The sequence below is a fragment of the Staphylococcus epidermidis genome (assembly GCF_006742205.1).
Classification (GTDB): Bacteria; Bacillota; Bacilli; order Staphylococcales; family Staphylococcaceae; genus Staphylococcus; species Staphylococcus epidermidis.
The window spans coordinates 541,575-555,186 of the sequence record NZ_AP019721.1 but is presented as its reverse complement, the minus strand read 5'-3'; the positions used below and the strand labels follow the sequence as shown (position 1 = coordinate 555,186).

At 30.7% G+C, this 13,612-nt stretch carries 16 protein-coding genes; 5 read left to right on the top strand and 11 right to left on the bottom strand.

Features of this window, described 5'->3' with window-relative positions; genetic code table 11:
• Positions 1–135 precede the first annotated feature (135 nt).
• The gene (nikA, locus tag FNL83_RS02565) at positions 136–1,611 is read left to right on the top strand and encodes a nickel ABC transporter substrate-binding protein (RefSeq protein ID WP_002438303.1); all 1,476 of its coding nucleotides are present in this window, start codon (positions 136–138) and stop codon (positions 1,609–1,611) included.
• Between the two features lie 298 nt (positions 1,612–1,909).
• Complete coding sequence (locus FNL83_RS12025; RefSeq protein ID WP_049390275.1) at positions 1,910–2,047, top strand: hypothetical protein; 138 nt, start codon at positions 1,910–1,912, stop codon at positions 2,045–2,047.
• A 299-nt stretch (positions 2,048–2,346) separates the two neighbouring features.
• Here FNL83_RS12025 and FNL83_RS02560 read toward each other — a convergent pair whose 3' ends face one another.
• The 5 genes from FNL83_RS02560 to FNL83_RS02540 all read right to left on the bottom strand — a co-directional run bounded on the left by FNL83_RS02560 (position 2,347) and on the right by FNL83_RS02540 (position 6,116).
• A complete protein-coding gene (locus tag FNL83_RS02560) occupies positions 2,347–2,883 on the bottom strand; it encodes a GNAT family N-acetyltransferase (RefSeq protein ID WP_002438301.1) in 537 nt (178 codons plus the stop codon).
• A 442-nt stretch (positions 2,884–3,325) separates the two neighbouring features.
• Positions 3,326–4,147: a formate/nitrite transporter family protein gene (locus FNL83_RS02555; RefSeq protein WP_002438299.1), complete on the bottom strand. Its 822-nt coding sequence runs from the start codon at positions 4,145–4,147 to the stop codon at positions 3,326–3,328.
• Between the two features lie 234 nt (positions 4,148–4,381).
• Positions 4,382–4,852 carry an SRPBCC family protein gene (locus FNL83_RS02550; RefSeq protein WP_002438297.1) on the bottom strand — a complete coding sequence of 157 codons (471 nt, stop codon included), beginning with the start codon at positions 4,850–4,852 and terminating at the stop codon, positions 4,382–4,384.
• 281 nt (positions 4,853–5,133) lie between these two features.
• Positions 5,134–5,730 (bottom strand): DsbA family protein, encoded by a 597-nt coding sequence (locus tag FNL83_RS02545; RefSeq protein ID WP_002438295.1) that lies wholly within the window; start codon positions 5,728–5,730, stop codon positions 5,134–5,136.
• Between the two features lie 23 nt (positions 5,731–5,753).
• On the bottom strand, positions 5,754–6,116 hold the full coding sequence (locus tag FNL83_RS02540; RefSeq protein ID WP_001831622.1) for a DUF4467 domain-containing protein: 363 nt from the start codon (positions 6,114–6,116) through the stop codon (positions 5,754–5,756).
• A 360-nt stretch (positions 6,117–6,476) separates the two neighbouring features.
• Here FNL83_RS02540 and FNL83_RS02535 point away from each other — a divergent pair, with 360 nt between their 5' ends.
• Together FNL83_RS02535 and FNL83_RS12295 are read left to right on the top strand one after the other, a co-directional pair.
• Positions 6,477–7,724, top strand: a complete 1,248-nt coding sequence (locus tag FNL83_RS02535) for an aminoacyltransferase (protein WP_002438293.1) — start codon at positions 6,477–6,479, stop codon at positions 7,722–7,724.
• A gap of 403 nt (positions 7,725–8,127) precedes the next feature.
• Positions 8,128–8,256 carry a hypothetical protein gene (locus FNL83_RS12295; RefSeq protein WP_255262801.1) on the top strand — a complete coding sequence of 43 codons (129 nt, stop codon included), beginning with the start codon at positions 8,128–8,130 and terminating at the stop codon, positions 8,254–8,256.
• A gap of 143 nt (positions 8,257–8,399) precedes the next feature.
• Here FNL83_RS12295 and FNL83_RS02530 read toward each other — a convergent pair whose 3' ends face one another.
• From FNL83_RS02530 to FNL83_RS02520, 3 genes are read right to left on the bottom strand one after another with little or no spacing between them, the layout of a single operon-like run.
• Complete coding sequence (locus FNL83_RS02530) at positions 8,400–9,131, bottom strand: amino acid ABC transporter ATP-binding protein (RefSeq protein ID WP_001831593.1); 732 nt, start codon at positions 9,129–9,131, stop codon at positions 8,400–8,402.
• A complete protein-coding gene (locus FNL83_RS02525) occupies positions 9,128–9,847 on the bottom strand; it encodes an amino acid ABC transporter permease (RefSeq protein WP_001831576.1) in 720 nt (239 codons plus the stop codon). Before FNL83_RS02525 ends, FNL83_RS02530 begins: the two co-directional genes overlap by 4 nt.
• On the bottom strand, positions 9,828–10,616 hold the full coding sequence (locus FNL83_RS02520; RefSeq protein WP_002438286.1) for a transporter substrate-binding domain-containing protein: 789 nt from the start codon (positions 10,614–10,616) through the stop codon (positions 9,828–9,830). The genes FNL83_RS02525 and FNL83_RS02520 overlap by 20 nt, the downstream gene beginning before the upstream one ends.
• Before the next feature lie 214 nt (positions 10,617–10,830).
• On the opposite strand from FNL83_RS02520, the gene FNL83_RS02515 reads away from it, so the two are divergent.
• Positions 10,831–10,935, top strand: a complete 105-nt coding sequence (locus tag FNL83_RS02515) for a putative metal homeostasis protein (RefSeq protein WP_002438284.1) — start codon at positions 10,831–10,833, stop codon at positions 10,933–10,935.
• Positions 10,936–11,120: 185 nt separating this feature from the next.
• Here the strand turns inward: FNL83_RS02515 and FNL83_RS02510 are convergent, their stop codons facing one another.
• From FNL83_RS02510 to FNL83_RS02500, 3 genes are all read right to left on the bottom strand, one after another.
• Positions 11,121–11,807 carry a 2,3-diphosphoglycerate-dependent phosphoglycerate mutase gene (locus tag FNL83_RS02510; RefSeq protein ID WP_002438282.1) on the bottom strand — a complete coding sequence of 229 codons (687 nt, stop codon included), beginning with the start codon at positions 11,805–11,807 and terminating at the stop codon, positions 11,121–11,123.
• Between the two features lie 241 nt (positions 11,808–12,048).
• Complete coding sequence (locus tag FNL83_RS02505; protein ID WP_002456052.1) at positions 12,049–12,930, bottom strand: cation diffusion facilitator family transporter; 882 nt, start codon at positions 12,928–12,930, stop codon at positions 12,049–12,051.
• A 290-nt stretch (positions 12,931–13,220) separates the two neighbouring features.
• Complete coding sequence (locus FNL83_RS02500; RefSeq protein WP_002456051.1) at positions 13,221–13,607, bottom strand: GtrA family protein; 387 nt, start codon at positions 13,605–13,607, stop codon at positions 13,221–13,223.
• Positions 13,608–13,612 lie beyond the last annotated feature (5 nt).

The window sequence follows — 13,612 nt, the reverse complement described above, 5'->3', positions numbered from 1 at the left end:
TTTTTTTAATTATAAGTTATATAATAAAATTCGTTGAGAGTTTACAAATATAATCATGCCAAATGTATTTATATTTACTACATAATTACATTTTTAAATATCTCAAATAATTCATATTTAGAGAGGATTTCATTTATGAAAAAATTGATTACTCTTATTGTCATGATATCTTTTGTTTTAGCGAGCTGTGGGGGCACATCAAGTACAGACAAAGACACCCTCAATGTTGAAATACCTTTGAAAACTAAATCAATTGCACCTTACGAAACTGATATCCCAGTTAAAACAGGTGCCTTGGAATCGCTTTTTAAAATGTCGAAGAATGGTAAAGTAAAACCTTTATTAGTCAAAAATTATCATCAAGTATCTGACAATCAACTAGAACTCACTTTAAAAGATAATATTAAATTTCAAAACGGTCATCATTTAACAGGCGAAGCTGTAAAACGCAGTCTCGAAGAAGGAATGAAAAAAAGTGATTTGTTAAAAGGATCACTTCCTATTAAATCAATCAATGCTCATGGACAAAAAGTCACAATCACTACTAAAGAACCTTATCCAGAATTAATGTCTGAACTCGCAAGCCCATTTGCTGCTATTTACGACACAAAAGCTAAAAACAAAGTAACTGATCAACCTGTTGGTACGGGTCCTTATAAAATTGATCAGTATAAACGTTCGCAAAAAATCGTACTAAAACAATTCAAAGACTACTGGCAAGGTACGCCAAAATTAAAAAGAATTAATGTCACTTATCATGAAGATGGTAATACTCGTGTTGATCACTTATTATCAGGCAAATCAGATTTGACTACTGATGTTCCAATTGAACGCGTTGATGATGTAAAAAAATCTAACAAAGCAAACATTCAAAGTACATCAGGCTTTAGAACGCATTTAATGTTATACAATCATGATAGTAAAAAAGTTAATAAAAAAGTAAGAGAAGCACTAGATATGATTATTAATCGAAAAGACATTGCTAAAAATGTTTCTAAAAATTATGCTGAGCCAGCATCAGGTCCTTTTAACCATCGATTAAAATCATTAGAAAAAGAGGAAATTCAATCACAAGACATCAAGCGTGCAAAAGAACTTTTAGCTCAAGAAGGTTATTCCAAATCGCATCCTCTTAAATTAAACATGGTCACATACGATGGCAGACCAGAATTGCCTAAAATTGGACAGGTGATACAATCTGAAGCTAAAAAGGCAAATGTTGATATACAATTACGCAATGTAGATGATATCGAAGGATATCTCAAAAACAAACAGAGTTGGGATGTTTCAATGTATAGTTATTTAAGTGTGCCACGTGGTGATACAGGTTATTTCTTTAACACTGCATACTTACCTGATGGAGCATTAAATAAAGGTAATTATAGTAATACTAAAGTCACTCAGTTAATTAAAGAATTAAATACTACTTTCGGTGACAAGCAACGTGGTCAAGTGACTAATGAAATACTAAATGAATCTAAAAAAGATATTCCTAACAGCTATATCACATACAACTCTCAAATAGATGGTGTGAATAATAAAGTAAGACATTTTAATGTTACACCAGAATCTATCTATTTAATTGATTATAAATTAAGTAAAAAAGAATAATAATTGATACGGGAAGCTGGGACATAATTCCTAACAAAATAGCCAGTAAATGAGTTTTTATAAATTCATTTACTGGCTTCTTTATTTACAATACTACGTATTGTTGGCTCGCTTTCTTAGGGGACAGCTTCAGCCTGTAGTCTTCAACTTGTCCTGTTCCCTCAAGAGTCTCGCCAAAATACTTTGTGTTTATATGTCATTTTACATTAAAATACTTTGAAAATAAGGCCTTTCCGTAAAATTTAATAAATACCAATAAACAAAATTAACGAGGTGCCTTATGTATAAAGACTATAACATGACTCAACATACTCTACTAATGGAAACTTCAGTTCTTATCTCCACAAATGATATTTCACGACATGTAAATGATATTGCAGAAACAATTCACTATACTGAATTCGATGAGTTCAGACATCCTCGTGGCTTAATATAAGAAAAGTAACAGCTCAACGAGCTGAAAATCATCAAAAAAATTATAAAAAAGACAATTTCTATATTATTTCAATAGAAATTGTCTTTATTTACTTATCTTGGACCTTTTTGTCCCAGCCTCTTTCTTACAGTATGCTCAGTCAATGACTGAAATAAAAATGTAATTATTCATTTTTGAACTCTAGTATAGAATTCAAAATATAGATTGTTATCAAATATTTTACAAATTATAGAATTGGGGTCATTAAGGACTAAGAATTCTATCTCACTAAATTATCATTCTAGAACACAAAAATATTTCTAAAATGGCGGTCGGCCCAAAATGTCATCATTAAATTGTTCTGGTATTAAAATTTTACGCATTATGACTCCTAAATCACCATCATCATTTTCATGTTTAGCGTATATTTCATAACCCCGCTTTTCGTAAATGTTTAATAACCAAGGGTGCAAACGTGCTGATGTTCCTAAGGTTACCGCAGCAGCTTTTAAAGTATCGCGTAAAAATGTCTCCTCTACATATTTTAAAAGTTGACTCCCATACCCTTGTCCATCATAAGTTGGTCGTGTTGCAAACCACCAAACGAACGGATAACCTGAAATGGGTTTTACACTACTCCATGCATAGCAAACCGTAATCGTTGAAATAATTTCTTTTTCATTTTCAAGTACAAATGTAGTATTTTGTCTTAAATTATCCTTTACCATTTCAAGATCAGCGTGAACTGATGGCCAATCAATACCTAGTTCTCTTAAAGGTGTAAAAGCAATTTGCATGATGCTATGTAATTCTTCAGCATCTTGTTCATGTGCCACTCTAATATTAATATTCGACATATTTTTCACTCCTTAAGTACTGAACATCCACATGAACTATAGATTAAATTTTTTATAAGTGCTCGTCAATAAATGTTTATTATCATTTTTATAAAGTGTCAAGATTCTATTACTGATAAACAAAACCTAGGATATCTGTAAATATCCCAGGTTTTATTAACGTATAGAAGCATAAGACAGAATTCTAAATATACTAACTTTATTTTTTAAATTCTAAAATGGATTTCGAGTTTGAAGTAAGGCAACGTAACTACAGGACTAAAGCCCCACTCATCTTCTCTATTTCATGATTTCATCTCTTTAATCTATATATCATTTCAATGATGCAATAATACTTTGTAATTTAAACACTTTCAACATGAAGCAAGACATCCATTTCTAGCACATGAAGATGTCAATATGATAAAGACTAGTGATTAAATCTCAATTACTTAATAGTTCTCTATGGTTGGAGGCTGTCACGTTTACCGTTCAAATATGCATACACTAATCCAATAAAGATACCTCCACCGATATAGTTTCCAAGGAATGCAAAAACAATATTTTTTAGCACACCCAACCAAGATAATCCATCCATATTAAAGAACATCATACCTGCATATAATCCAGCGTTAAAAACAACGTGTTCGTAACCCATAAATACAAAGACAATCACTCCACAAGCTATAAAGAATGCTTTGGCTAGTCCCTCTTTAAACTGCATTGAAATAAAAATACCGATATTAATAAAGAAATTACAAAATATACCTTTAATCAAAATATTTAACCAAGTCGATTCTACTGTTTTTTTATGTACTAATGCTGTTAAACTATCTGTCATTTCTGGCGTCATAACATGTGCATATTTCATGAGGAAAAATAAAATAAATCCACCTAAGATATTACCTATAAAACAGAAAATAAAAATCCATATCATTTTACTTACACTAATTGCTTTATAATACCAACCAACAGTCAGATACATAAAATTACTAGTTAATAATTCAGAATTGGTTAACACAACTAATACGAGACCTAAACTAAACGCAATAGCTCCCATCAAATTGATTAACCCGTCATTATGCGTTGAAGCGAATTGTGTTTTAATTGCTAACATAAAAACTGTAACTATTGATAATAGAAAACCAGCCATGATAGCTTTCAACGTATATCTCATGGGTGTTTGTTTCGCCATCACTTGTTTGATTTGTGCCTGACCAACGATATTCTGAATAATAGGTTTTGTTGCATAAGTATCTTCAATACTTTTGTTGTTCTTGAACATGTCTTCTCATCCTATCCACATTAATATTTTCACACTTATTATATAAGTAAGAATGACATATGTGTATATTAAATTTTATTTATAGGATATAGAAATTTTCAAAAAAGTTTATATACCTAGCATTTTCAATATTTAAACAATATAACTGAAAACTTTATGACATTTCATCAAAGTGTAATGATTTACTCAAATTTTTTCACGTTTCTTTGGTTAGGTATACGATCGAGGTTTATATCACTTTTGATTTAGTAATTTCTCTAACTGATTAAGTGTTGAATTCATACCTGTTTCTACACCCATGTCTATCGCTTGCTGAGCGGCACTTTCAGTTGGAAAAGTCGATGTCGATGTTACAGTAGTCTTTCCTTTTACTTCTTCAAAATTCAAAGTGATATGCATACCAGGCATACTTGTGTCTTTTTCCCCTTTTGACGTAGCAAAATAGTCTAAATACTCTATATAATATGGTGCATCCACTTGCAGATATTCAGCAATAGTATAACTTGTCATCTGAGGAGCTTGAATAGCATAAAAAGCGTTTCCTCCTTTCGTAGCATTAAAATCATAAACTGTGACAGATGCGTCTTGAGGATGAAACCATTGTTCAAATAGTTCCCGCTTTGTATAAGCATCAAATACCTTATTAATTGGTGCACTAAAAGTTCTAGTAAAAATAATCTTATTTTTCTTTTTTTCTATCGTCATATATGTACCTCACATTTTAAAGAATCGATTGCCTCAATATTAACAAAAATAATACGCTTAAGATAATTTCATTAATTCTAAAATATCGAAGAAATTTCAGGAAAACATCACGCTTAATTTATAGTTCTCGTTGCTAAAAACAAATTAAATATGGTTAATACACACCCATTTTTGAATTAGCAAGTGACTGTCAAAATTAAAAAACACCCGAGACAATGATTAGTCTCAGGCATTTTAAATAAATAAAGATTTATATATATTAACTACTATTACAGATACTTTCACTTTTCGTTTTCTAGCAACATCTCGTAGCTAGAAAAGTCATATGGATCTTCAACCTTGTTATCATTAACAAACGCTGTAGGTGTTTGCTTGATGTGATTTTTCTTCGCAATTTGTTGATCTTCCTTGGCTTTTTTCCACGAGATGGAACCTTTAGTTTTATAATCAGTCTTTATTTTTTTCTTTTTGTCATCACTGATACTTAATTTATCAATTTGCTTATCAACAAGACGTGTTGTAATCCATTGCTTATGTTCATCTTTTTGTTGATTAAACATTAATTTCTGAAATTCAAGTGACTTCTTGGGAGCATAATGATTTACCGCATGCTGCGCTCTTGAACCTACAATTGAATCTTTTCCTAAGAATGCCAAATTCACATATTGATATTTAATTTTGTTTGTATCAATATACTTCTTCTTAAGCTTTGGCATCACGCGATCTTCTGTTTTTTTACAATAAGGACACTTATAATCACCGTATATTACCACTACAGGTTTGCTATTATTAGAATGCTTTGGAGAGTCCATTGGACCTGAGCAACTGTATAGCAAAACCATACATAAAATCATCAATAATCCGATTAATTTTTTCATCGTTTCTCCTTTTCCTAAAACGATTAATACATATTCTCTTCTTTATAGTCAGGCTCATGAGATTGGTAGTATGCTTTTGCATTAAAGTCTTTATTATAATATGCTTTTTTATCTTTAAATTCATAAGTATAGTAACGCGCTTCAGCATCATCACTAAGTGGTTTATACTCCAATACAACATATTTTCCTTTGTCAAACACATAAATATTGGCATCTTTTTTATCAAAATGTTTAACTTCATCACCTGAATCGTTTTTAGCAATTTTTTGTTGCTTTTTCTCTTGTAGTTTAACCGCTTTATCTATTTTGTCTGCGTACTCGTGACTCATGCAACCTGCTAATAATAAAGTTAGTACACTAACCCCGACTAATAACTTCTTCAACATACTCACTCCTACTCACTCTATCTATATCTATGTCATAGAACTTCAAGTTAATCTCTTTTTACACTTAACATATCAAACGATGTCAATATTTCTTTAGCTCTACGTTTACAATTAGCATGTTATTTAATCTAAGCAATTCTTTCAACTTAAATTTTATCACATTCTCTTTAGAGGTACGATCTTCATTAACTTAATTTTTTATACCTCTTACTTTTTAAATCTATTCTCTTTTAAATAAAACGGCCTCATACGAAAGTATGACACAATTTTTTATGTTATGATGTGTAAGGATGTTTAGGGTTTGGTAATATATATCATGACGATAAAACATGGAAATTGACTTAGAGGTGAAGAAATATAATGAAATTTGTAAATTTAACTTCTGAAGAATTCGAGCAATTTACTTCAGAAAATTTCTCGCATTATACACAATCCAGTATACATTATAATAATAGATCGAAAACAAAAGGTGACGTACATTTAGTGGGAGTTAAAGATGATCAAGAAGATGTCATTGCTGCGTGCTTATTAACAGAGGCACGTTCTTTAAAATTCTTTAAGTATTTTTACACACATAGAGGACCAGTCATGGACTTTAACAATTTAGTTTTAGTTCGCTTCTTTTTTAAATCACTTACTGCTTATTTAAAAAAACACAATTGTTTATATGTACTCGTTGACCCTTATGTATTAGAAAATTTACGTCAACCTAATGGAGAAATCATTGAATCCTTTGATAATCGCGCATTGATTAAAACAATGGAAGAATTAGGTTACAAACACCAAGGATACACTGTAGGTTATGATACAATGAGTCAAATCCGCTGGTTATCAGTACTTAACCTTAAAGATAAATCTGAAGATCAATTATTAAAAGAAATGGATTACCAAACACGTCGAAATATTAAAAAGACTTATGAAATGGGTGTTAAAGTTAAAACATTACCCATTGAAGAAACAAATACATTTTTTGAATTATTCAAAATGGCTGAAGAAAAACATGGCTTTAAATTCCGTGAAGAGCCTTACTTTGTTGAGATGCAAAAAACTTATGAAGATCATGCTATGTTAAAACTTGCTTACATCGATTTACAAGATTATTTAGATACGTTGCAAACTAAACATCAAAACCTTAATCAACAACTAAAAGATGTTGAAAAAACATTAGAAGAAAATCCAAATTCTAAGAAAAATAAAACGAAACATACACAAGTCAAACAACAATTCGATAGTAATGCGCGTAAAATCAGACAAACTAAAGAGAAAATAGCAGAAGAAGGTCAAGTTCTTCATCTTGCTGCAGCATTATATATATATAATGATCACGAAGTGTATTACTTATCAAGTGGCTCTAACCCTAAATATAATGCTTATATGGGAGCATATCGATTACAATGGGATATGATTCAATTTGCAAAAGAACATAATATCGATAGATATAATTTCTACGGTGTTACCGGAGACTTTAGTGAAAATGCTGAAGATGCTGGCGTTCAAAAATTTAAAGAAGGATTTAACGCTAAAATTTATGAATATATTGGTGATTTTATCAAACCAATTAAACCACTATTTTATAAAGTAAAACAAGAATTAGAAAGTCGTAGATAATTATTCATTAGCAAATAGGAATCGAATTCTAATCAATTCGATTCCTTCAACATAGATAAAAAACTAAATATTAATGCACATGAGTTTAAGTCATTGACTTTCTATACACTTAAAGGAGAGGCTGGGACATAATTCCTAGTGAAATAGCCAGTAAATGAGTTTTCATAAATTCATTTACTGGCTTCTTTATTTACAATACTACGTATTGTTGGCTCGCTTTCTTAGGGGACAGATTCAGCCTATAGTCTTCAGCTTGTCCTGTTCCCTCAAGAGTCTCGCCAAAATACTTTGTATTCATATGTAATTTTACATTAAAATACTTTGAAAATAAGGCCCTTCCGTAAAATTTAATAAATAGCAATAAACTAAATTAACGAGGTGCCTTATGTATAAAGATTATAACATGATTCAACATACTCTACCTTCAATTCATATCCCCACAAATAATATTTCACGACATGTAAATGATATTGTAGAAACAATTCCCGATACTGAATTCGATGAATTCAGACATCCCCGTGGCTTAATATAAGAAAAGTAACAGCTCAACGAACTGAAAATAATCAAAAAAATTATAAAAAAGACAATTTCTATATTATTTCAATAGAAATTGTCTTTATTTACTTATCTTGGACCTTTTTGTCCCAGCCTCTCCATTTCTATAATATTACTATTCTATTTTTCATTAATCACATTTAAAAATCGCTGAAGCTCTTCTGTTTTGGGGTGATTAAATATATCTTCAGGCGTACCTTGTTCTGCAATGACGCCCTCATGAATAAAAGCAATTTGATTGGAAACTTCTTTGGCAAAACGCATCTCGTGAGTCACAATGACCATTGTCATACCTTCGTCAGCCAATTCTTTAATGACTTTTAATACATCATTGACCAATTCAGGATCAAGTGCAGATGTTGGCTCATCAAATAACATCACTTTAGGATTCATGGCTAATGCACGTGCAATTGCGACACGTTGTTGTTGCCCACCTGATAAAGCATGTGGCCGTTGATCTTTAACATGTACCAATCCAACCTTAGCCAATAAATTCATTGCTTCTTCATTAGCCGTTGCTTTATTCATCTTTTTAACTGTTATAAGACCTTCCATAACGTTTTCTAATGCAGATTTATGTGGAAATAAATTATAATTTTGAAAAACCATTCCTGATTGTTGTCTTACTTTAATTTGAGATTTCTTATCTTTAGCATTATATGTCATGCCATTGACATACACTGTACCTTCAGTAGGTATCTCTAAAGCATTAATCATTCTAAGTAAAGTCGTTTTACCTGAACCTGAACGTCCAATTAGTGTCACAACTTCACCTTGATTAACTTTCAAATCAATACCTTTAATCACTTCAGTTTCATTAAAAGACTTATGGATATGAGACAATTCAATCATGAGCGATACCCTCTTTCAATGCGTGATTCATACCATCCTTGGATAATTGAGATGACAAAACATACGACCCAATACATTAAAGCTACTAACAAATAAATAGTTAGATACTCATACGTTGTCGAAGCAACTTCTTGTGCCTTTCTAAACATTTCTGCAACAAGAATAAATCCAAGTAATGATGTATCTTTAATTAAACTTAAAAATGTGTTTCCTAGTGCTGGTATAGATACACGAATAGCTTGTGGTAAGATAATACGTTGCACAGTTTGTCTATAGTTCATACCTATAGAATAAGCCGCTTCTGTTTGTCCTTTAGGAATAGACAATATACCTCCTCGTATAATTTCAGAAGCATAAGCACCAACATTTAAAGATAAACCAATGACTGCAGCAATAACAGGTGCAAGTGTCCATTGATTATCAGCATTGTTAGTTACCAATCTTCCAAGCTCCGGTATACCGTAAAAAATAATAAATAACTGTACAATCATAGGTGTACCACGAATAATTGATACATAGACACGCGCAATACCTCTAAGCAATTTACTGGTTGATATACGCATAAGTGCAGTAAACAATGCAATGATTAAACCTAGAATGAAAGTGACCAAAGTAATAGGGATTGAGTATTTCACCAATCCCTCTAACATTGGACCAAATGCTTGTTTGGCTGCATCTAATGCATGTTGTTGTTCATTATTCAGGTTTAGAAACATCTTGACCAAACCATTTCTTACCAATTTTAGCTAATTCACCATTATCTCTAATTTTTTCTAGGCCTTTATTAAATTTCTCAATCGTTTTTTCATCAACCTTCTTAGAGAATGCAAATGCTGATTTATTTTGCTCTGCATGTCCTTTGATTGCTTTAATTTTAGCATTAGGCTTTTGTTTTCTGTAATCTAAGTAAGATAAACTGTCGTTAAATGTACCATCTACACGTTTAGATAATAGTAAGTCCATTGATTGATTAAATCCATCTACCTTAGTAACGTCCGCACCCTTATCTTTAGCCAATTGACCATAATTAGACGTAAACGTTTGTGCTAACTTTTTACCTTTTACATCATTGAATGATGTAATATCTTTTTCATTTTCACGAACAACAAGTACAGCACTTGAATATGTGTAAGGTTCAGAGAATTTATATTTTTTCTCTCTATCTTTATTCACACCCACTTGATTTGCAATAACATCAAAACGACCAGCATCTAATCCTGCAAACATTGAATCCCATGACGTTTCATTAAACTTAAGTTTAAGATTTTCTTCTTTTGCAACTGCTTTAATCACATCAATATCATAACCTGTTAATTGATCATTTTTATTATGGTAAGTAAAGGGCGCATATGTACCTTCCGTACCAACTCTTAACGTATCCTTGTCTTTACTGCTTGATTGATTATCTTTATTGTTAGATGAATTGTTGCCACAGGCTGCTAAAACAAAAACAAGTGCAACAATGCAAAGTAAAAGTCTTTTCATTTAATCAAACCCCTTATTCTTATTATTCTAATCGGAATAAAAATATTTTATCCCGTTATTACATAATAGTCAATAAAGAGTTACTTGCTAATAAGTGTTCAGAAAGTTCAAACTCTATTAACTATTATTTTAAACGATTTACAAATCGTAATAATTACTATTTACAAATAACTTAATTTCTTTCATAATAGTGTTATACAAGGAGGAAGATAAAATGAAACAGAATTTACAAACAGCAAGACGCAACCTCAATAGTCCTAATATCAAAACACGAAAACGTGCTTTAAAAATAATAAAACAGCATCAACGTTCGAAATAAATGTAACATTCGTCAATTATTTTAATTTAATTCGCTCAATAACCTAGGTTTCATAAATTTATCTATAATTTAATTGTTTTAAATATCACTTCACACAAAAAACAAGCCATTCAATGAAATCAATACTGACCATTGAATGGTTTATTTATTATGATATGAAAATATTTTAAACTATATACATCTTGTTATAAATAATATTTATCCTTAACAACTAAATCATCTGTGAGTTCATATACTAGCGGTGCACCCGTTTTAATTTCATATCCGACGATATCTTCTTCTGATAAACCTTCCAAATACTTAATTAATGCGCGAATGGAATTTCCGTGGGCCGAAACAAGTACAGTTTTATCATCTAATAGGTGTTGTGAAATATGATCAGTCCAGAACGGAACAACTCGTTCTAATGTATCTTTCAAACTTTCACAATAAGGCATCATACGGTGATCAATATGTTGATAACGACGATTTTTTAAATATGCTTCTCGTTGTTCTTCACTTTCTCTAGGCGGACGTACATCATATGAGCGTCTCCATTGATGCACCTGATCTTCCCCCCATTTTTTTCTCGCATCATCTTTATTTAAACCTTGTAAACCACCATAATGTCGTTCATTTAAACGCCAACTTTTATAAACAGGAATCCACTGTTGGTCAGAACCTGCTAAAATATATTGTGTTGTTTCTAAAGCTCTAGTGAGTAAAGAGGTAAACGCAATATCAATTTCAATTTGATTGCCGTAAATTTTTTTACCTGCTGATTGCGCCTCTTCAATTCCTTGTTTTGATAGTTTGACATCGGCCCAACCTGTAAATAAATTTTTCGCATTCCATTCACTTTGTCCGTGCCGACATAGTATTAATTTTGGCATAAATCAAAACTTCCTTTCTATAATCTAAATGTAGTTACAATGAATTAACTACAAATCCATTTAAATATCAGTCAATGTAGTAATTCCATTAAAATAGTACAAGTAATAAATTGTTTCTTTTTTTCTCTCCTTATTTTTATTATAGAACTATAATTCTTAATTTCCCAGTAATGATTCTGGTTTAAAATAAAAAAGTCAACCACTACCTTATGGTCAGGTAATTATTGACTTCTTATATATTTTATTTTACTTCGTCTTTTGTAGTATAGGGTTCTGGATGTACATATACAGACGAAATTCCTTTATTATGCAAATGAATTTCAACTTTATCACAAATCTGATGTGCTTCATAAAGTGAAAGATAAGGATCTACTACAATGGTCACATCAATAAAGATACTACTTCCATGATATCTACCTTTAATATTATTAACATCAATTACATCTTCAACTTCTAATATGTCTAATCTGTATTCTTCTAAATCTTGTTCATTGAAACCATCACTTAGAGTAAAAATCGACTCTTTAAAAATTCCAAAACCTGTATACACGATTAATAAACCTAAAATATTTGCCAATATAATATCGATAATTGGAAATCCAATTTGTGTGAACATTAGACCAATGGCAGTGCCAATACTGACTAAACTATCAGATAAATTATCTTTAGCTGCTGATTTTAATGAGCTACTTTTCGTTCTTTTAGATAATCGATAATTAATAGCAAAGACACATAACATCACAAGTCCACTGATCATACTTATAATAATAGTAATAAAGTTAGGAATATGTGAATCATGTGTAAACAATCTCGGAAAGTTTTCTATAATAACTTGTATTCCCACAAACATGATAATGAATGATACTAGCAATGTGGAAATATTTTCAGATTTTAAGTGCCCATATGGGTGGTTTTGATCAGCAGGTTTAATAGAGATTTTAAGTCCGACAATAACTGCTACTGAAACTAAAATGTCTGTCATGTTATTTAAAGCATCCGCTCTAACTGCCGCCGAATCATAAACATATCCAGTCATATATTTCGCAATAGAAAGTATAATATAGATGACTAAACTAAGAAATGCACCTCGTTGCGCTAACTTCAAATTTTCATTTTGAGTCACCTTCACTTACCACCTTTATTTTTTGCTAATATTAGTATGAATTATCAGTTCCACAATGACAACGTTTTTTTATTTCTACATTTTTTATATTCCCCATCTAATTATTTCATTAGATATCCCTAAAAAAATACTTTCCTTCACTTCATTATTTATTCATTTAAAAATAAGCCTTGTACATATATGAATATGTAAAGACTTATATACATTAAATTTTTCTAAATACGAATTGGTAGATATTTGAAAAAGAAATTCAATTCATCTCAAAGGAAAAAATAGTGCTTATGATTACGTTAAACTTTATCTCTAAGTAACCACTTAGAAAGTATGAATGTCACTGGGATTGTAATGATTAGACCCGCAAAAGGTGCAATTTCCGAAGCGATATTCAACCACTTTACGAATATATATAATAATAACGTTTGCATTCCCATATTAACTATCTGAGTGATAGGAAATCTTAAAAACTTTTCTATTGTAGGTTTTACTTTATATACAAAATAACAATTTAAATAATATGAAATAATAAAACTTACAATAAATCCAGCAATGTGACTAACCATATAATTCACATGTAACACCTTTAACAAAAATAAGTATGTTATATAGTAGTTAAAGGTATTAATTCCACCAACTATGATAAACTTTATAATCTCATAATGTATTCGGGTTAACTTCATAATAT

Excerpts from the sequence above, each read along its gene's own strand:
- FNL83_RS02520 (WP_002438286.1), bottom strand. The coding sequence starts at position 10,616 with ATGAAAAGACTTTTACTTTGCATTGTTGCACTTGTTTTTGTTTTAGCA.
- nikA (WP_002438303.1), top strand. The coding sequence starts at position 136 with ATGAAAAAATTGATTACTCTTATTGTCATGATATCTTTTGTTTTAGCG.
- FNL83_RS02510 (WP_002438282.1), bottom strand. The coding sequence starts at position 11,807 with ATGCCAAAATTAATACTATGTCGGCACGGACAAAGTGAATGGAATGCG.
- FNL83_RS02555 (WP_002438299.1), bottom strand. The coding sequence starts at position 4,147 with ATGTTCAAGAACAACAAAAGTATTGAAGATACTTATGCAACAAAACCT.
- FNL83_RS12025 (WP_049390275.1), top strand. The coding sequence starts at position 1,910 with ATGACTCAACATACTCTACTAATGGAAACTTCAGTTCTTATCTCCACA.
- FNL83_RS02540 (WP_001831622.1), bottom strand. The coding sequence starts at position 6,116 with ATGTTGAAGAAGTTATTAGTCGGGGTTAGTGTACTAACTTTATTATTA.
- FNL83_RS02545 (WP_002438295.1), bottom strand. The coding sequence starts at position 5,730 with ATGAAAAAATTAATCGGATTATTGATGATTTTATGTATGGTTTTGCTA.
- FNL83_RS02550 (WP_002438297.1), bottom strand. The coding sequence starts at position 4,852 with ATGACGATAGAAAAAAAGAAAAATAAGATTATTTTTACTAGAACTTTT.
- FNL83_RS02525 (WP_001831576.1), bottom strand. The coding sequence starts at position 9,847 with ATGTTTCTAAACCTGAATAATGAACAACAACATGCATTAGATGCAGCC.
- FNL83_RS02515 (WP_002438284.1), top strand. The coding sequence starts at position 10,831 with ATGAAACAGAATTTACAAACAGCAAGACGCAACCTCAATAGTCCTAAT.
- FNL83_RS02500 (WP_002456051.1), bottom strand. The coding sequence starts at position 13,607 with ATGAAGTTAACCCGAATACATTATGAGATTATAAAGTTTATCATAGTT.
- FNL83_RS02560 (WP_002438301.1), bottom strand. The coding sequence starts at position 2,883 with ATGTCGAATATTAATATTAGAGTGGCACATGAACAAGATGCTGAAGAA.
- FNL83_RS02535 (WP_002438293.1), top strand. The coding sequence starts at position 6,477 with ATGAAATTTGTAAATTTAACTTCTGAAGAATTCGAGCAATTTACTTCA.
- FNL83_RS02530 (WP_001831593.1), bottom strand. The coding sequence starts at position 9,131 with ATGATTGAATTGTCTCATATCCATAAGTCTTTTAATGAAACTGAAGTG.
- FNL83_RS12295 (WP_255262801.1), top strand. The coding sequence starts at position 8,128 with ATGATTCAACATACTCTACCTTCAATTCATATCCCCACAAATAATATT.